Source organism: Plantibacter sp. Leaf314 (assembly GCF_001423185.1).
GTDB lineage: Bacteria > Actinomycetota > Actinomycetes > Actinomycetales > Microbacteriaceae > Plantibacter.
This window is the reverse complement of sequence record NZ_LMOB01000002.1, coordinates 188,202-204,404: the sequence shown is the minus strand read 5'-3', so window position 1 is coordinate 204,404 and position 16,203 is coordinate 188,202. Positions and strand designations below refer to the sequence as shown.

At 70.1% G+C, this 16,203-nt stretch carries 14 protein-coding genes; 10 read left to right on the top strand and 4 right to left on the bottom strand.

Annotation, left to right across the window (positions count from 1 at the left end; all coding sequences use genetic code 11):
- Window positions 1-82 precede the first annotated feature (82 nt).
- The 7 genes from ASF68_RS14220 (at window position 83) to prfA (ending at window position 9,220) form a co-directional block, all read left to right on the top strand.
- Window positions 83-667 (top strand): hypothetical protein, encoded by a 585-nt coding sequence (locus tag ASF68_RS14220; protein ID WP_056012483.1) that lies wholly within the window; start codon window positions 83-85, stop codon window positions 665-667.
- Between the two features lie 37 nt (window positions 668-704).
- Window positions 705-1,466, top strand: a complete 762-nt coding sequence (locus ASF68_RS14215; protein ID WP_082498692.1) for a DUF2993 domain-containing protein — start codon at window positions 705-707, stop codon at window positions 1,464-1,466.
- 320 nt (window positions 1,467-1,786) lie between these two features.
- Window positions 1,787-3,193 (top strand): diaminopimelate decarboxylase, encoded by a 1,407-nt coding sequence (lysA, locus tag ASF68_RS14210; protein ID WP_056012478.1) that lies wholly within the window; start codon window positions 1,787-1,789, stop codon window positions 3,191-3,193.
- Window positions 3,190-4,509, top strand: a complete 1,320-nt coding sequence (locus tag ASF68_RS14205) for a homoserine dehydrogenase (RefSeq protein ID WP_056012476.1) — start codon at window positions 3,190-3,192, stop codon at window positions 4,507-4,509. The genes lysA and ASF68_RS14205 overlap by 4 nt, the downstream gene beginning before the upstream one ends.
- Window positions 4,510-4,574: 65 nt before the next feature.
- Window positions 4,575-5,531, top strand: coding sequence for a homoserine kinase (gene thrB / locus ASF68_RS14200; RefSeq protein ID WP_056012473.1), 957 nt, complete (start codon window positions 4,575-4,577; stop codon window positions 5,529-5,531).
- Window positions 5,532-5,763: 232 nt separating this feature from the next.
- Complete coding sequence (gene rho, locus ASF68_RS14195; RefSeq protein WP_056012471.1) at window positions 5,764-8,031, top strand: transcription termination factor Rho; 2,268 nt, start codon at window positions 5,764-5,766, stop codon at window positions 8,029-8,031.
- A 109-nt stretch (window positions 8,032-8,140) separates the two neighbouring features.
- Window positions 8,141-9,220: a peptide chain release factor 1 gene (gene prfA, locus ASF68_RS14190; protein WP_056012468.1), complete on the top strand. Its 1,080-nt coding sequence runs from the start codon at window positions 8,141-8,143 to the stop codon at window positions 9,218-9,220.
- A 95-nt stretch (window positions 9,221-9,315) separates the two neighbouring features.
- Here the strand turns inward: prfA and ASF68_RS14185 are convergent, their stop codons facing one another.
- The 3 genes from ASF68_RS14185 to cysK form a co-directional block, all read right to left on the bottom strand.
- Window positions 9,316-10,872 (bottom strand): ABC-F family ATP-binding cassette domain-containing protein, encoded by a 1,557-nt coding sequence (locus ASF68_RS14185; protein ID WP_056012465.1) that lies wholly within the window; start codon window positions 10,870-10,872, stop codon window positions 9,316-9,318.
- 82 nt (window positions 10,873-10,954) lie between these two features.
- Window positions 10,955-11,521, bottom strand: coding sequence for a serine O-acetyltransferase EpsC (gene epsC, locus ASF68_RS14180; protein ID WP_056012462.1), 567 nt, complete (start codon window positions 11,519-11,521; stop codon window positions 10,955-10,957).
- Window positions 11,522-11,530: 9 nt separating this feature from the next.
- Window positions 11,531-12,469 (bottom strand): cysteine synthase A, encoded by a 939-nt coding sequence (gene cysK / locus ASF68_RS14175; RefSeq protein ID WP_056012459.1) that lies wholly within the window; start codon window positions 12,467-12,469, stop codon window positions 11,531-11,533.
- 162 nt (window positions 12,470-12,631) lie between these two features.
- On the opposite strand from cysK, the gene prmC reads away from it, so the two are divergent.
- Complete coding sequence (prmC, locus tag ASF68_RS14170; protein ID WP_056013403.1) at window positions 12,632-13,540, top strand: peptide chain release factor N(5)-glutamine methyltransferase; 909 nt, start codon at window positions 12,632-12,634, stop codon at window positions 13,538-13,540.
- 121 nt (window positions 13,541-13,661) lie between these two features.
- On the opposite strand, the gene ASF68_RS14165 is transcribed toward prmC, so the two are convergent.
- A complete protein-coding gene (locus ASF68_RS14165) occupies window positions 13,662-14,300 on the bottom strand; it encodes an HAD-IA family hydrolase (protein ID WP_235526834.1) in 639 nt (212 codons plus the stop codon).
- 123 nt (window positions 14,301-14,423) lie between these two features.
- Here ASF68_RS14165 and ASF68_RS14160 point away from each other — a divergent pair, with 123 nt between their 5' ends.
- The gene (locus tag ASF68_RS14160) at window positions 14,424-15,221 is read left to right on the top strand and encodes a glycosyltransferase family 2 protein (protein WP_157580028.1); all 798 of its coding nucleotides are present in this window, start codon (window positions 14,424-14,426) and stop codon (window positions 15,219-15,221) included.
- A complete protein-coding gene (locus tag ASF68_RS14155; protein WP_056012456.1) occupies window positions 15,218-16,195 on the top strand; it encodes an NAD-dependent epimerase/dehydratase family protein in 978 nt (325 codons plus the stop codon). The genes ASF68_RS14160 and ASF68_RS14155 overlap by 4 nt, the downstream gene beginning before the upstream one ends.
- The last annotated feature ends 8 nt before the right edge of the window (window positions 16,196-16,203 follow it).

Genomic DNA, 16,203 nt, shown 5'->3' with positions numbered 1-16,203 from the left:
TCCTTCGGGATGGCTCCTGCGCGCGCCAGCTCCGCCGGTGAACGTGCCGGGCGGGAGGCGGACCCTCCGGTACCGTGGCAGCATGCATCCGCCCCGGTTCCGCCCGATCCTCGCTGCCGCCGCGGTCCTGGGCGTCCTGTCCTGCGCCGGCTGCGTCGGCACGGGCCCGGACGCGTCAGGCACCCCGACGCCGAGTGGCACGTCGCCGTCCTCGGCCGTCGACCTCCGTGCCTTCGCGCCGTTCGGCACGGAGGGCGCCGGCGTCTCGATCCGTCTGCAGTTCCCGGACGGGCTGCACGCGGGGAGTGTCGGCACGATGGACTACCTCCAGAACATCGTCTGGCCGGCGGTCCAGTGCGCGCCGTTCGAGATCGAACTGCAGGAGGCGGGGGCGAGCACGCTGCAACTGCCGGACGCGCTCGCGGTCGTCGTCACCGGCGACGGCGGTGAGACGGTCGCACCGGCCTTCGTCATCCCCGGTGATCCGGTCCGGGCGGCGTTCATCTCCGCCGACGTGGTCGCGCGGGGATCGCTGGAGGACGCGAACCTCACCGAGCTGGAGGGCTACACCCTGGCGGCCTTCCACCCGACCTCGGCCGCCGAGTGGGAACGGTTCAGCGGGCGCGTGCTGGACATGGCCGAGGCGGAGCTCGACCAACCCTGCTGACGTCTGCTCCCAGACCACGGTTCGCTACGCTCGGAGCATGAGTGCACCGTCTCGCAAGCGCAGGCGTCCCTGGGTTCCGATCGTCGTCGTGGCCGGGGTGATCGTCGTCCTCGTCGGCGCGTTCCTGATCGCCGACACCATCGTGCGAGGCGTCGCCGAGGATCGTGTCGCCACGCAGATCGAGCAGAACCTGCCCGAGGGCGTCGACGCCGACGTCACCGCGTCGATCGGCGGAGCCTCGGTCATCGCCCAGTACCTCACCGGCACGTTCGAGCACGTGGACCTGCGGGCGCCGGGCGCGAGCGTCGACGGCATCCCGCTGGACGTCCGGGTCAGCGCCGACGCGGTGCCGCTCGATCCGAAGCAGACCATCGGCCGGGTGGTGGCGACGATCCGGATCGACGCGGGTGGGGCGGCGGCGCTCGCGAAGACCGCCGGGCTCCCCGGCACGCTCACCCTGGGGGACGACGAGGTCGGGTACGCGGGAGAGGCGACCGTGCTGGGGTTCACCATCCCGTACGACTTCTCCGTGGCGCCGACCACGACGGCCGAGCGGGTGAACCTCATGCCGACGTCGGTGAACGTCGACACGGGCCTCCTCGGTGTGATCGACCTGCGGGCCCTCGTGACCGGATTCCTGCAGGGGGATCCGCCGAGCATCTGCGTCGCCCAGTACCTGCCGGAGGGCGTCGACCTCGACGGTCTCTCGGTGACTCCGGAAGCGGCGACGGCCACGCTCACGTCGACGACGCTCCGCCTCGACGAGGCCTCCCTGCAGACCCTCGGCAGCTGCGGGTGAGCGCTGCGCCGATGGCTCGCGACCGCCTCGGTGAACCGGCGGGACGTCACGATGCTGCAGGAGCCTTGACGGCTCGCTAGACTTTCTCCACACCCACTGCTCCGACCGGGCGGTGACGTGTGCCGTCGGGCCGGAAGGCTCGTGTTCCACCTCAGCCGTTCCAACCGGGCGGCGATGGGTGCGGTCGACCGGGACACCCGCCCGAGCCGCGCGCACCCACCTTCATCGGTGCTCTCCAAATCGGTGCTTCAGGGGCCAAACCGGGTCCGCTCGCCCAACGAGAACCTCCTCTTCCGCTCACCAGGACTCAGGACAACCCCGTGGCCAGAAACCCCCTCGCCCCAGACTGGCTCGCCGAGCCGGTCGACCCGAACGCCCTCGATCCGGCCGTGTGGCCGGCCTCCGCCGCCCGCGACGCCGACGGCGTCCTGCGCGTCGGCGGGGTCGACGTCAACACGCTCCGTCGACGGTTCGGGACGCCGCTCTACGTCGTCGACGAGGACGACGCCCGGAGCAGGGCGCGCCGCCTGCGCGAAGCCTTCGAACGTGAGGCGGCCGCGCACGGGACGAGCGTCGCCGTCTACTACGCCGGGAAGGCGTTCCTGTCCTCCGAGGTCGCCCGCTGGATGACGGCGGAGGGCCTCCGCATCGACATCTGCAGCGGGGGAGAACTCGCCGTCGCCCTCGCCGCCGGGGCCGACCCCGGCCGGCTGGGGTTCCACGGCAACAACAAGTCCGTCGCCGAGATCGAGCGCGCCGTCGGCGTCGGGATCGGTGCCATCGTGCTCGACAGCCTGGTCGAGATCGAGCGGGTCGCTGCGGCGGCGGAGCGCGCCGGCCGCGTCCAGTCCGTCCGGCTGCGGGTCAACAGCGGCGTCCACGCGCACACGCACGAGTACCTGGCGACGGCGCACGAGGACCAGAAGTTCGGCCTGCCCCTCGAGGACGCGGCCGACGCCGTGGCACGGATCCGCTCCCACGCTTCGCTCGACTTCCTCGGGCTCCACTGCCACATCGGCTCCCAGATCTTCGGGTCGGACGGCTTCGCGGAGTCCGCCGCCCGACTCCTCGCCGTGCACGCACGCCTGCTCGAGACCGGCCCCGTGCCCGAACTGAACCTCGGCGGCGGCTTCGGCATCGCCTACACGAGTGCGGACGACCCCACGTCGATCGAACAGCTCGCCGCCGACATCCTCGCCGGGGTGCGGACCGCCGCCGAGCTCCATGGCGTCCCGATCCCGAAGCTCGCGTTCGAACCGGGTCGCGCCATCATCGGCGGTCCCGGCATCACGCTGTACGAGGTCGGCACGATCAAGGACGTGACGGTCGCGTGGAACGACGAGGGCGAGACGGCCGTCCGCCGCTACGTCAGCGTCGACGGCGGCATGAGCGACAACGCGCGCCCCTCGCTGTACGGCGCGGACTACACGGTCCGCATCGCCGACCGGGTGAGCGAGGCGGGCCCAGCGCTCGTCCGGATCGCCGGCAAGCACTGCGAGTCGGGTGACATCGTCGTGAACGCCGACTACCTGCCCGCCGACGTGCGCGACGGCGACCTCCTGGCCGTCCCGGCGACGGGCGCCTACTGCTGGTCCTTGGCGAGCAACTACAACTACCTCGGTCGCCCGGCCGTCGTCGCCGTCGCAGGCGGTGAGGCCCGCATCATCGTGCGTGGCGAGACCGAGCACGACCTCCTCAGCCGCGATGCGGGATTGGACACGGAATGATCGAATACCGCGGATTGAAAGTGGCCCTGCTGGGCGCCGGATCGGTGGGCTCGCAGGTTGCCCGCCTCCTGCTCGAGCACGCCGACGAGCTGGCGTCCCGCGCCGGAGCGAGCCTCGAGCTCATCGGCATCGCCGTGCGCGACGTCGACGCCCCACGGGACGTCGAGCTGCCACGGGAGCTCTACACGACGGATGCCGAACAGCTCATCCTGAGTGCCGACATCGTCATCGAACTCATCGGTGGCATCGAGCCGGCGCGGAGCCACATCCTGCAGGCGATCAACGCCGGTGCCGACATCGTCACCGCCAACAAGGCGCTGCTCGCGACCCACGGTCCCGAGCTCTTCGACGCCGCCGAGCAGGTCGGCGCGCAGCTCTACTACGAGGCGGCGGTCGCGGCCGCCATCCCGATCATCCGCCCGTTGCGTGAGAGCCTCGCCGGCGACCGCATCAACCGCGTGCTCGGCATCGTGAACGGCAGCACCAACTACATGCTCGACCGGATGGACCGCTTCGGCGACACCATGGAGGCGGCGGCCGCCGTGGCGAGCGAGCTCGGCTACCTCGAGGCCGACCCGACCCTCGACGTCGAGGGGTACGACGCCGCCCAGAAGGCGACCATCCTCGCCAGTCTCGCCTTCCACACCACCGTGCCCGTCGAGGCCGTCCACCGCGAGGGGATCACCGGCATCACCAAGGCGCAGGTCGACCTCGCACGGCGTGAGGGCTACGTCATCAAGCTGCTCGCGATCGCCGAGCGGATCGTCGACGAGACCACCGGCGAGGAGGGCCTGTCGGCCCGCGTCTACCCCGCGCTCATCGGGCGCGAGCACCCGCTCGCCGCCGTGCACGGTGGGAACAACGCCGTGTTCGTCGAGGCCGAGAACGCCGGCAGCCTCATGTTCTACGGCGCCGGCGCCGGCGGCAAGGAGACCGCCTCCGCGGTGCTCGGCGACCTGGTCTCGGCGGCCAGGCGTCACGTGGCCGGCGGACCGGGGGTCGGCGAGTCGACCCACGCGGACCTGCCCGTGCTCGACATCGGTCGCGTCACCACCCGGTACCAGGTGACCCTCGAGGTCGCCGACGAGCCCGGTGTCCTCGCGTCCGTCGCCGGGATCCTCAGCGACGGTGGCGTCTCGGTCGAGACGTTCCAGCAGTCCGTGGCCTCCTCGGACGGCACGCTGTCGACCGCTACCCTGGTCATCGGCACCCACCGGGCGCTCGAATCGGCTCTCGCGGCCACCGTCGAGCAGCTCGCCTCGAACGCCCATGTCGAGCGGGTCGTGTCCGTGCTCCGGGTCGAAGGAGCCGAGTAGGTGCCGAGCAGCACGACCCCCGACCGCGTCGAACCCCGACCCCTCTTCAGATTGCAGGCCACCGTATGAGCTCTTCCGACACGCTGGAGATCGGGCGCACCGTCACCGTCAAGGTCCCCGCGACCACCGCGAACCTCGGCCCCGGGTTCGACACGCTCGGACTGGCGCTCGCGCTGTACGACGAACTGACCGTCACGGTCCGCGAGGAGCCCGGCGTGTTCGTCGAGGTGATCGGCGTCGGAGCCGGCGAGGTCCCGACCGACGAGACGAACCTCGTCATCACCGCGATCACGCACGCCCTCCGCGCCTACGGTCGGGAGCTGCCCGGTCTCGACGTCGTCGCTCGCAACGTGATCCCGCACGGCCGCGGGCTCGGATCCTCGGGTGCCGCGATCGTCTCCGGCATCATGGCGGCGAAGGGGCTGCTCGAGGGACAGGTCGAACTCGGCCCGGACGACCTCCTCCGGCTCGCCACGGAGATGGAGGGCCACCCCGACAACGTCGCGCCGGCGCTGTTCGGCGGGCTCACGATCGCGTGGACGACGGACGACGGGCCCCAGCACAAGAAGCTGATCGTGCACCGTGGCGTCTCGCCCCTCGTGCTGGTGCCGGAGCACACCATGTCGACCGAACTCGCCCGCAGCCTGCAGCCCGCGAACGTGCCGCACGCCGACGCCGCGTTCAACGTCTCCCGGTCGGCGCTGCTCGTCGCGGCGCTCACCCAGAGCCCGGAGCTCCTGCTCGCGGCCACGGAGGACCGTCTGCACCAGAGCTACCGTGCCGCGGCCATGCCCGAGACGAACAGCCTCATCACGATGCTGCGCGAGCACGGCTTCGCCGCGGTCGTCTCCGGCGCCGGCCCGTCGATCCTCGTCCTCGCGGACGACCCGGGCCGCCGGCTCGAGGCCACCGCCCTCGTCGCCGAGCACTCCGCCACCCCGTGGCAGTCGCTCATGCTCGCGGTCGACTTCAAGGGTGCTACAGTAGGAGGGCACCCGGCCCACCCCGCCTCTTCGGCGTAACCGGCTTCCGGGGCATTTCCGCACAATCATCGCTTTCGCACCAATTGATCGCGTCTGTTCGGGTCCCACCGTGTTTCCATCCTGCTGAGCATCGCTCCGCCGGATCGTCGCACCGGGCTATCCGCACAGGCTCTGCGTCGTGTGAACATCACCCACCCGCCGCACAGGATTCCGGTGCGATCGCCGCCTGCGCGAGACAGCTCTGTCTCGACGCAAGGGAAGGAAGACACACGTGACAGACGTCAACGAAGGCGCCTCCGGCGTCTCGCTGGATGCCGACCCGAAGACACTGAAGGTCGCCGACCTCCAGCGTCTCGCCGCCGCTCTCGGAGTGGCCGGAGCCTCGAAGCTCCGCAAGGGCGAACTGGTCGAAGCCATCCAGACCATCCAGAACAGCACCGACACCGCCGCGGCGACCACCGAGACGTCCGACGTCATCGAGTCGGTCTCCGCGCTCGAGGTCGCCCCCGAGGCGCCGGTGCAGTCCAAGCTGCCCGAGCTCGACCTCGCGCTCGACCAGGCCTTCGGCGCCGAGAAGGCGGCTCCGCCGGCGCGACGCAAGTCGCGTCGTGCCACGACCGCCACCGTCGCGCCGAACGCCGCCCCGATCGTCGGCGCGCCCGTCGTCGAGGCACCCGCAGTGCAGGAGCCGGTCGCTCAGGCGCCCGCCGCAACCGCCCCGGCCGAGCCGGCAGCGCCGGCCGAGGCCGACGGCTCGCAGCTCTCCGCTCCCGTCGAGGCCGACGCCGCCGAGTCGCGCGACGACCGTTCCGCAGGAACCTCCGAGTCCACCGACGCCGACGAGGCGACGCCCGAGCAGACCCCGAGGCGTTCGCGCGGCAACCGCCGTGGCCGTGGCCGCGATCGCGACCGCAACACGGACGACGCCGAGCAGAGCGCCGCCGAGCAGGGTGGCGGCGAGCAGAACCGCGCCGCCCAGAACGCTCCCGAGCAGGACGCCGCCGACGACGACGCCGCAGGCACGGATGCCGACGAGTCCCAGAGCCAGGACGCCGAGCAGCAGGACGGTCAGTCCTCCGGCGGACGCCGCGGTCGTGGCCGAGGCCGCAACCAGAACAACGGTGGACAGAACAACGGTGGCCAGAACGCCGGTGGCCAGAACGCCGGCAACCAGAACGCCGACGCCGGTCAGAAGGCCGAAGCGAAGCAGGAGCAGCCCGGTCAGAACCGCGGCAACCAGGGCAACCAGGGCAACCAGGGTGCTCAGGGCGACGACGCCGAAGGACGCGGTGGCCGCAGCCGCTACCGCGACCGCAAGCGTCGTGGGTCCGTGCAGAACGACGACGTCGAGCCCGAGATCTCCGAGGACGACGTCCTCATCCCGGTCGCCGGCATCCTCGACGTGCTCGACAACTACGCCTTCGTGCGCACCTCCGGCTACCTGCCCGGCACGAACGACGTCTACGTCTCCCTCGGCCAGGTCAAGAAGTACCACCTGCGCAAGGGCGACGCCGTGGTCGGTGCCATCCGCCAGCCGCGCGACAACGACAGCAGCAGCCGTCAGAAGTACAACGCCATCGTCAAGGTCGACTCGGTCAACGGTCTGTCCGTCGACGAGGCCGGCACGCGGGTGGAGTTCGGCAAGCTGACGCCGCTGTACCCGCAGGAGCGCCTCCGTCTCGAGACGGAGCAGAACAAGCTCACGCAGCGCATCATCGACCTCGTCGCCCCGATCGGGAAGGGTCAGCGTGGCCTCATCGTCGCGCCGCCGAAGGCCGGCAAGACGATCGTGCTGCAGCAGATCGCCAACGCCATCTCGATCAACAACCCTGAGGTCCACCTCATGGTCGTGCTCGTCGACGAGCGGCCTGAAGAGGTCACCGACATGCAGCGCACGGTGAAGGGCGAGGTCATCGCCTCCACGTTCGACCGCCCGGCGGAGGACCACACCACGGTCGCCGAACTGGCGATCGAGCGCGCCAAGCGTCTCGTGGAGCTCGGTCACGACGTCGTCGTGCTGCTCGACTCGATCACGCGTCTGGGCCGTGCCTACAACCTGGCGGCTCCGGCCTCGGGCCGGATCCTCTCCGGTGGTGTCGACGCTGCGGCGCTGTACCCGCCGAAGCGCTTCTTCGGTGCCGCGCGCAACATCGAGAACGGTGGCTCGCTCACCATCCTCGCGACGGCGCTCGTCGAGACCGGGTCCAAGATGGACGAGGTCATCTTCGAGGAGTTCAAGGGCACCGGCAACTCGGAGCTCCGTCTCTCGCGCCAGCTCGCCGACAAGCGGATCTTCCCGGCCGTGGACGTCAACGCGTCCTCGACCCGCCGCGAGGAGATGCTGCTCGCCCCCGACGAGGTCAAGGTCACCTGGAAGCTGCGTCGCGCCCTCGCCGGCCTCGACCAGCAGCAGGCCCTCGAGGTCGTCCTCGGCAAGCTCAAGGAGACCACGTCCAACGTGGAGTTCCTCGTCCAGATGCAGAAGTCGATGCCCGCACCGACCTCGCACAGCCACGGACACGAGAACAACCACCGCTAGCGGTCCCGACCGACCCCATCCGCACCCGGAGCCCTCGTGGCGCCGGGTGCGGATGGGGTCGGTCCTGTTTCGCCCCGGTGCCGCATGATGGTGATGAAGGAAGTGAACGATGTTCGAATCAGTTGAGACGCTCGTCGCCGAGCACAAGGATCTCCAGGATCAGCTCGCCGACCCGGCGGTGCACGCCGACCCCGCGAGGTCGAAGAAGATCAACCGCCGGTACGCCGAGCTGTCCAAGATCATCGCGGCTTACCACACGTGGCAGTCGACCCAGGAGGACCTCGACGCCGCCCGCGAGCTCGCCAAGGAGGACGAGGCGTTCGCCGAGGAGGTGCCGGTCCTCGAGGAGCTGCTCGTGACCAACCAGGAGAAGCTGCGCCGCCTGCTCATCCCGCGCGACCCCGACGACGGTCGCGACGTCATCATGGAGATCAAGGGCGGCGAGGGCGGTGCGGAGAGCGCGCTGTTCGCGGCGGACCTGCTCCGCATGTACCTGCACTACGCGGAGTCCAAGGGGTGGAAGACCGAGCTCCTCGAGCGCACCGAGAGCGATCTGGGCGGCTACAAGGACGTCCAGGTGGCGATCAAGTCGAACGCCACCGACCCCTCACAGGGCGTCTGGGCGCACCTCAAGTACGAGGGTGGTGTCCACCGTGTGCAGCGCGTCCCGGCGACCGAGTCCCAGGGCCGCATCCACACCTCCACCACCGGTGTCCTCGTCTTCCCCGAGGTCGACGAGCCCGAGGAGGTCGAGATCAGCCAGAACGACCTGAAGATCGACGTCTACCGCTCGAGCGGTCCGGGCGGACAGTCCGTCAACACGACCGACTCCGCGGTGCGCATCACCCACCTGCCGACGGGCATCGTCGTGTCCATGCAGAACGAGAAGAGCCAGCTGCAGAACCGTGAGGCCGGCATGCGCGTCCTGCGCGCCCGCATCCTCGCGCGCCAGCAGGAGGAGCAGGCCGCCCTCGACAGCGCGAAGCGCAAGACGCAGATCCGGACGATGGACCGTTCCGAGCGCATCCGCACGTACAACTTCCCGGAGAACCGGATCGCCGACCACCGGACCGGGTACAAGGCGTACAACCTCGACGGGGTCATGAACGGCGCCCTCGGGCCCATCATCGAGTCGGCGATCACCGCGGACGAAGAGGCCCGTCTGGCCGACATCGGCGACCAGGACTGACCACCCCGGCCCCTCGGACCGCCCTGCTCCCTGAGCTTGTAGCAGGGCGGTTCACCCGTGTCCCTGGTCCCTGAGCGTGTCGACGGGCGCGGCGCTCAGCCGATGCGCAGGCGCTTCGTCGCGACCTTGTCGGCGAAGAAGCGGTCGTGGCTGACCACGACGATCGCGCCGGGGAAGTGCACGAGTGCGCGCTCCATCACCTGGGTGCTCGCGAGGTCGAGGTGGTTCGTCGGCTCGTCGAGGAGGAGCACCGACGCTCCCGAGAGCAGGCACTGGGCCATAGCCACGCGGGCGCGCTGACAGCCGGAGAGCATGCCGATCTTCTGTTTGAGGTCGGCGTCGGAGAACTGGAACATCCCGAGGAAGCGGTTCACGGACTTCTTGGTGGCGGCGAACGCGAGGCTGTCGGGCATGGCGCCGACCGCGTGCGCGACGGTGTCGGTGAGGTCGAGGTCCTCGACCATCTGGTTGTACGAGGCGTACCGGACCCCGCCCGTCCAGGTGACGTGCCCGGCGTCCGGGCGTTCGTCGCCCTCGAGGATGCGGAGGAAGGTGGACTTGCCTGCACCGTTGGGTCCGTGGACGACGATCCGTTCGCGGCGGCCGATCTCGAGGTCCAAGCCGTCGAAGAGGGTGTGCTCGCCGTAGGCCTTCGTGAGCCCCTGGATCCGGCACAGCGTGTCCTTGATGTGCAGGCCGCCGTAGATGTCGGTGATGATGTCGTCGACCGGGCGCGGTGGCCTGGCCTTCTTGATCTTCGCCAGCTGAGAGGAGAGGTCCTTCTTACCTGCGGCCTTCGCGGCCTCCCGTCGGTCCGAGATGCCCTCGGCCTCGAACGCGAGCAGCTCCGACTCGTGGACGAACTGGGCCTCGAGGCTCTTCAGCCGGAACTGCTTCTGCACGACGTACTCGTCGAAGCTGCCGGGGTAGTCGTGGAGGTGGACGTTCTCCACCTCGACGATGCGGGTGACCACGGCGTCGAGGAAGGTCCGGTCGTGCGAGACGACGATGGCCGCGCCACGGAACGAACCGAACCAGGATTCGAGCCATTCGACCCCTGCGACGTCGAGGAAGTTCGTCGGCTCGTCGAGGAGCAGGACGTCCGGGCGCTCGAGGAGGATCTTCGCGAGCGCCGCGCGGTTGCGCCAACCGCCGGAGAGCGCGTCGATGGGGAGCACGCGGCGCGCGGCGTCGAAGCCGAGTGTGGTGAGGGCGGTGTCGATGTGGCGCTGGTAGTCCCAGCCGTCCTGGCGCTCCATCTCCTCGAAGAGCTCGGCCTGCCGTTCGATGAGCTTCGTCATCCCGTCGAGGTCGTTCGGGTCGGCGGCGATCGCGGCGTCGATCGACGCGAGCTCCGCCTCGATCGCGTGGATGTGGGCGAACAGTCCTTCGAGGACCTCCGTGATGGTGGCGCTTCCGTCGAGTTCGGAGAACTGCGAGAAGTACCCGATCCGTGTGCCGTCCTCGACGGTGACGGTGCCCGAGTCCGGCTGGATCTGGTCGAGGGCGAGCTTCAGGAGGGTGGACTTGCCGGAACCGTTCCGTCCGATCAGTCCGACGCGGTCGCCGGGTTCGAGACGGAAGTAGACGTCGCGCAGGACGGGGCGTTCCTCGAAGCGGACGGTGACGTCGTGCAGACGGATGAGACTCATGGTGCCCTCTCGAGGTGCGTGGGTGCGGCGGGACGCGGTGAGGCGTCGGGCGCCGGGGGAGGAGCCGGACGGCTCGGCGTGATCAGATGTGGTACTCGGGGTCGAGGAGCGCGAGGCCGTGCGCCCCGCTGCTGCGCGGGCGTTCGACCGCCGGCACGCCGAGCAGCAGGCTGCGCGGTGGGCAGGCCTTGGTGACGACCGCGTTCGCGCCGACGATGGTCTCGGCTCCGATGCGGATCGGCCCGAGGATCTTCGCCCCCGCTCCGACGGCGACCCCGTCGCCGATGGTGGGGTGCCGTTTGCCGGATCCGCGGCTCTTCCCGCCGAGGGTGACGCCGTGGTAGATCATGACGTCGTCGCCGATCTCGGCGGTCTCACCGATGACGACGCCCATGCCGTGGTCGATGAAGAACCGCCGACCGATGCGGGCGCCCGGGTGGATCTCCACCCCGGTGAGGAATCGGGCGAACTGCGAACCGAAGCGGGCGAGGCTCCGGAAGCCGCGGCGCCATAGATGATGGTTCACCCGGTGTGCCCACACGGCGTGCAGCCCGGCGTAGCTGAGGGCGATCTCGACGGTGCCGCGCGCCGCCGGATCGTGGGCTCGTGCCGCACCGATGTCCTCGCGGACCCGCGACAGCATTCCCATGGGTCGAGCCTACTCGCGGAGGTCGTCGTACATCGCCGTCGACAGGTAGCGCTCGCCGGCGTCGGGGATGATCACCACGATGGTCTTGCCGGCCATCTCCGGTCGGCGACCCACCTCGAGCGCCGCCCAGACGGCGGCGCCCGCGGACATCCCGCCGATGATGCCGTCGTCCGTGGCGAGGCGTCTCGCCGTCGCGTAGGCGACGTCGGTCTCGACCGGGACGACCTCGCTGAAGAGGGAGGTGTCGAGGATGTCGGGGACGAAGTTCGGCCCGATGCCCTGGATCTTGTGCCCGCCCGCCCGGCCCTCGCTCAGCAGCGGGGAGTCGGAGGGTTCCACCGCGATGATCTGGACGTCCGGGTTGCGTTCACGGAGCCACTGGCCGACGCCGGTGATCGTCCCGCCCGTGCCGATGCCGGCGACGAAGGCGTCGACGGTCCCGCCGGTGTCCTCCCAGATCTCCGGCGCGGTGGTCCGGCGGTGGATCGCGGGGTTCGCCTCGTTCTCGAACTGGCGGACCCAGACGGCGCCCGGCGTCTCGTCGACGATGCGCTGCGCCTCCTGGACGGCGTTCGCCATGCCCTTGGTGGGGTCGGTGAGGACGAGCTCCGCCCCGTAGGCCCGGAGGAGCATGCGGCGCTCCTTGCTCATGGACGCGGGCATCGCGAGGATGACCCGGTACCCGCGGGCCGCGCCGACGAGGGCGAGGGCGATACCGGTGTTGCCACTCGTCGACTCGACGATGGTGCCGCCGGGCTGCAACTGCCCGGAGGCCTCCGCCGCGTCGACGAGGGCGATGCCCAGGCGGTCCTTCACACTCGACCCCGGGTTGTAGAACTCGAGCTTCGCGAGCACGGTCGCACCGACGCCCTCGGCGATCCGGTTGAGGCGCACGAGCGGGGTGCGCCCGTAGGCCTTCGTGATGTCGGTGTAGACAGTGCCTGCCACGGTGTTCCTCTTCCTCGTACGGGGTCGGTTCAGCCTACGTCGTGGGAGACGGCGCTCCTCCTGTGTGACGTGGGTCCGGACGGCCGACGGCCACGACGAGGCTGTGAGGTAGGCTCGGTGCGGCCCATCCGACCAGGGCCACCCCAATAGATGACCTCGCTCATGCCCAGCACCCCTCCCGCCGTTCCCGCCGACAGCCCGTCCGGCGGTCACCCCGCGACCGTCGACCTCGCGCGCCAGCACGCCGTCGAGATCCTCACCCGGGCCGCGGTCCCGTCGCCCGACGTCGACGCCGAGCTGCTGCTCGGTCACGTGCTCGGACTCGGCCGTGGCGCCGTCCAGGCCGCGGCCATCACCGGCCGCGTCCTCGACGCCGAGGAGCGCACGGTGTTCGCGGAGCTCGTCGAACGTCGCGCGGCACGCGAGCCGTTGCAGCACATCACCGGGCGGGCGGCGTTCCGTTCCATGGAGCTCGCGGTCGGCCCGGGCGTCTTCGTCCCGAGGCCCGAGACGGAGTCCGTCGTCCAGTTCGCGATCGACGCGCTCCGGGCCGTCCCGATCCCGCGTCCCATCGGCGTCGACCTCGGCACCGGGAGTGGCGCCATCGCGCTCGCCATGGCCACCGAGGTCCCGAACGCCGCGATCTACGCGACCGAGAACTCGGTCGAGGCGTTCATCTGGGCCAAGCAGAACTTCGCCGAGTCGGCCACCGACAACGCGACGGTCGTGTTCGAGCACCTGGCCGACGCCTTCCACGAGCTCGACGGCATGGTGGATGTCGTGATCTCGAACCCGCCGTACGTCCCCGACGATGCGATCCCGCGCGATCCGGAGGTCCGGTTCCACGATCCCTCCGCCGCCCTGTACGGCGGTCCGGACGGTCTCGACGTCGTCCGACAGGTCTCCACGACGGCCAAGCGCCTGCTCCATCGCGGCGGCACGCTCATCATCGAGCACGGAGAACTCCAGGGGCAGGCGATCCGCGAGCTCCTCACGGCCGACGGCTGGAACGCCGCTGCGACGCACCGCGACCTCACCACGCGCGACCGCACCACCATCGCGATCCGCTGACCCGGCTCTCACGACCTCCGGTCCCTGAGCCTCCTCCGGTCTCTGAGCCGCTTCCGGTCTCTGAGCCGCTTCCGGTCTCTGAGCCGCTTCCGGTCCCTGAGCCTGTCGAAGGGCGGCAGGGTCAGGGTGTGGCGGCCACGAAGGCGTCGACCGCCGCGTCGAGTCCCGCGATGTCGAACGTGCCCGAAGCGTCCTTCGTGAGGTGGAAGGCGTGCATGCCGATGGCGGTGGCCCCCGCGCAGTTCGCTGCGGAGTCGTCGATGAGGATCGCCCGCTCCGGCGCCACGCCGTAGCGGCTGAGGGCCCTCGTGTAGATCCGCGGTTCGGGTTTCTCGGCACCGAGCACGGCGGACACGAGGTCGTTCTCGCCGAGGAGGGCGGCCGCCTCCGGTGCCAGCTGTGCGAAGGAGTCGCGGAACGGGATCGGGTTGTTCGACAGGAGCGAGACGGTCCCGAGGGAGGCGGCTCGTCGGAGGGTCGCGAGCGCACCGGGGACCGGCGTCATGGCCGCCGCCCTCGCCTCCCGCCACTCGTCGAGGGAGAGTGGGTACCCGGTCACCTCGGCGAACACGGCCAAGTAGTCGTCGCTCGTCGGGTATTCGCCGATATTGGCTGCCGCCTCGTGGCCGCCGACCCACCACTGCTTGGCCAGGCGGTACTGGCTGACACCCGTCAGGCGGGCGAGCGCGGGGAGGCGCTTCCGGAAGTCGTAGTCGTACAGGGTCTTGTCGCAGTCGAAGAAGAACACACGCTCTGGCACCTCTCCAGTATGCGGCCCGCGGCTCCCGGGCCACGACCGGGCAGCACGTAGACTGACGACGCGCGCCGGGCCCACGTCCGTCGTGTCTCGGTGGTGCCGTCCCGCTGCCGGAGAGGGTGGACCGTGGACCGTCCAGTGACCGGGTGCATCGTCATGTACCAGAACGATCGCGACAAACTGCGTGCGGCCATCCGTTCGACGCTCGGGAGCCCCCTCGTCGAGACGCTGTACCTCGTGGACAACTCCCCGACGGACGAGTTGCGCGACCTCGCGGACGACCCGCGCATCGAGTACCTGCACAACCCGTCGAACCCGGGGTTCGGCGCCGCCCACAACATCGCCATCGCCAAGGTCCTCGGGCGCTCGAAGTTCCACATGGTCGTCAACCCGGACGTCTACTTCGAGCCGTCGGCGATCGAGGAACTCTACGAGTTCATGCTCGAGCACCCCGAGGTCGGCCATGTCATGCCCAAGGTGCTGTACCCGGACGGGTCGCTCCAGTACCTGGTGAAGCGCAACCCCTCCGTCTTCGACCTGTTCGCCCGACGATTCCTCCCCGGGCCGCTGAAGCCGCTGGTCGCGAAGCGCATGGCCAGGTACGAGTACCGCGACATCGACGAGAACCCGGCGCACGACTACGACAAGACCATGTTCGACGTGCCGTACCTCTCCGGCTGCTTCATGTTCCTGCGCACCTCGACCCTGCACCGCGTCGGCTTCTTCGACGAACGCATCTTCATGTACATCGAGGACGCCGACCTGACGCGTCGCTTCCTCCAGGTGTCCCGCACCGCGTACTACCCGGGGGCGACGATCCACCACCACTTCGCGAAGGGGTCCCATCACAACCGGAAACTGATGTGGTACTCGATCCAGGGAGCCTTCGTGTACTTCCGCACGTGGGGGTGGTTCGGCCGATGAGCCGCGTACTCGTGACCGGTGCGACCGGCTTCATCGGGACGAACCTCGTCCCCGTCCTCGAAGACGCGGGCCACGAGGTCGTGCCGTTCTCCCTGCGCGGATGGACGGGGGAGCCCTTCCCGGCCGGCATCGACGCCGTCGTCCACCTCGCCGGCAAAGCGCACGACCTCGACGGCACGGCCGGACCCGAGGTGTACCGCCGCATCAACACGGACCTCGCCGAGCGCGCCTACGTCGCGTTCCTCGCCTCGGACGCGTCCACGTTCATCCAGTTGAGCAGTGTCGCAGCGGTGAACGAGACGAGCGTGGAGGGTGTGCTGGACGAGTCGGCGGAACCCCGCCCGACGACCCCGTACGGCCTGTCCAAGCTCGCGGCCGAACGTCTGCTGCTCGCGGTCGAACCCCCGGCGGGGCGTCGGACGATCGTCCTCCGGCCGACGATGGTCCACGGCCCGGGGGACAAGGGGAACCTCCGCCTGCTGTTCGGGCTGCTGTCCCGAGGCATCCCGTACCCACTCGACGCCTTCCGCAACGCGCGCAGCTTCGTGTCCATCCAGAACCTCGCGTGGGCGATCAGGAGCATCATCGAGACGCCTGCGGTGCCGACCGGGGTCTACCTCGTCGCGGACGACGAACCCGTCTCGACGGGCCACCTCGTCACCCTCATCAGCGAGGTCACCGGTCGCCGGGTCAGACGCCTCGCGCTGCCACCCGCACTCGTGCGACTCGCAGCCGCCGTGGGGGACCGCGTCCCCGTGGTGCCCCTCAACACCGCTCGCCTGGGCAAGCTCACCCAGGACTACCGGGTCTCCGGCGCCCGTCTGCTCGCCGCGCTCGGCAGCGACCGCATGCCGGTGGCCACCGACGACGGCCTCCGGGCCTCGATCGCGGCGCTCGCCGCGGAGCGTGCACGCCCAGGCGACCCTGCCGACGCGCAGCCCGTCCGCAGCCAACGCGAAGCCGACGATCGGTAGGATTGACA

Coding starts and splice junctions, on each gene's coding strand:
- ASF68_RS14185 (WP_056012465.1), bottom strand. CDS start 10,872: ATGAGTCTCATCCGTCTGCACGACGTCACCGTCCGCTTCGAGGAACGC.
- ASF68_RS14205 (WP_056012476.1), top strand. CDS start 3,190: ATGATCGAATACCGCGGATTGAAAGTGGCCCTGCTGGGCGCCGGATCG.
- prfA (WP_056012468.1), top strand. CDS start 8,141: ATGTTCGAATCAGTTGAGACGCTCGTCGCCGAGCACAAGGATCTCCAG.
- thrB (WP_056012473.1), top strand. CDS start 4,575: ATGAGCTCTTCCGACACGCTGGAGATCGGGCGCACCGTCACCGTCAAG.
- ASF68_RS14215 (WP_082498692.1), top strand. CDS start 705: ATGAGTGCACCGTCTCGCAAGCGCAGGCGTCCCTGGGTTCCGATCGTC.
- epsC (WP_056012462.1), bottom strand. CDS start 11,521: ATGGGAATGCTGTCGCGGGTCCGCGAGGACATCGGTGCGGCACGAGCC.
- prmC (WP_056013403.1), top strand. CDS start 12,632: ATGCCCAGCACCCCTCCCGCCGTTCCCGCCGACAGCCCGTCCGGCGGT.
- ASF68_RS14155 (WP_056012456.1), top strand. CDS start 15,218: ATGAGCCGCGTACTCGTGACCGGTGCGACCGGCTTCATCGGGACGAAC.
- ASF68_RS14220 (WP_056012483.1), top strand. CDS start 83: ATGCATCCGCCCCGGTTCCGCCCGATCCTCGCTGCCGCCGCGGTCCTG.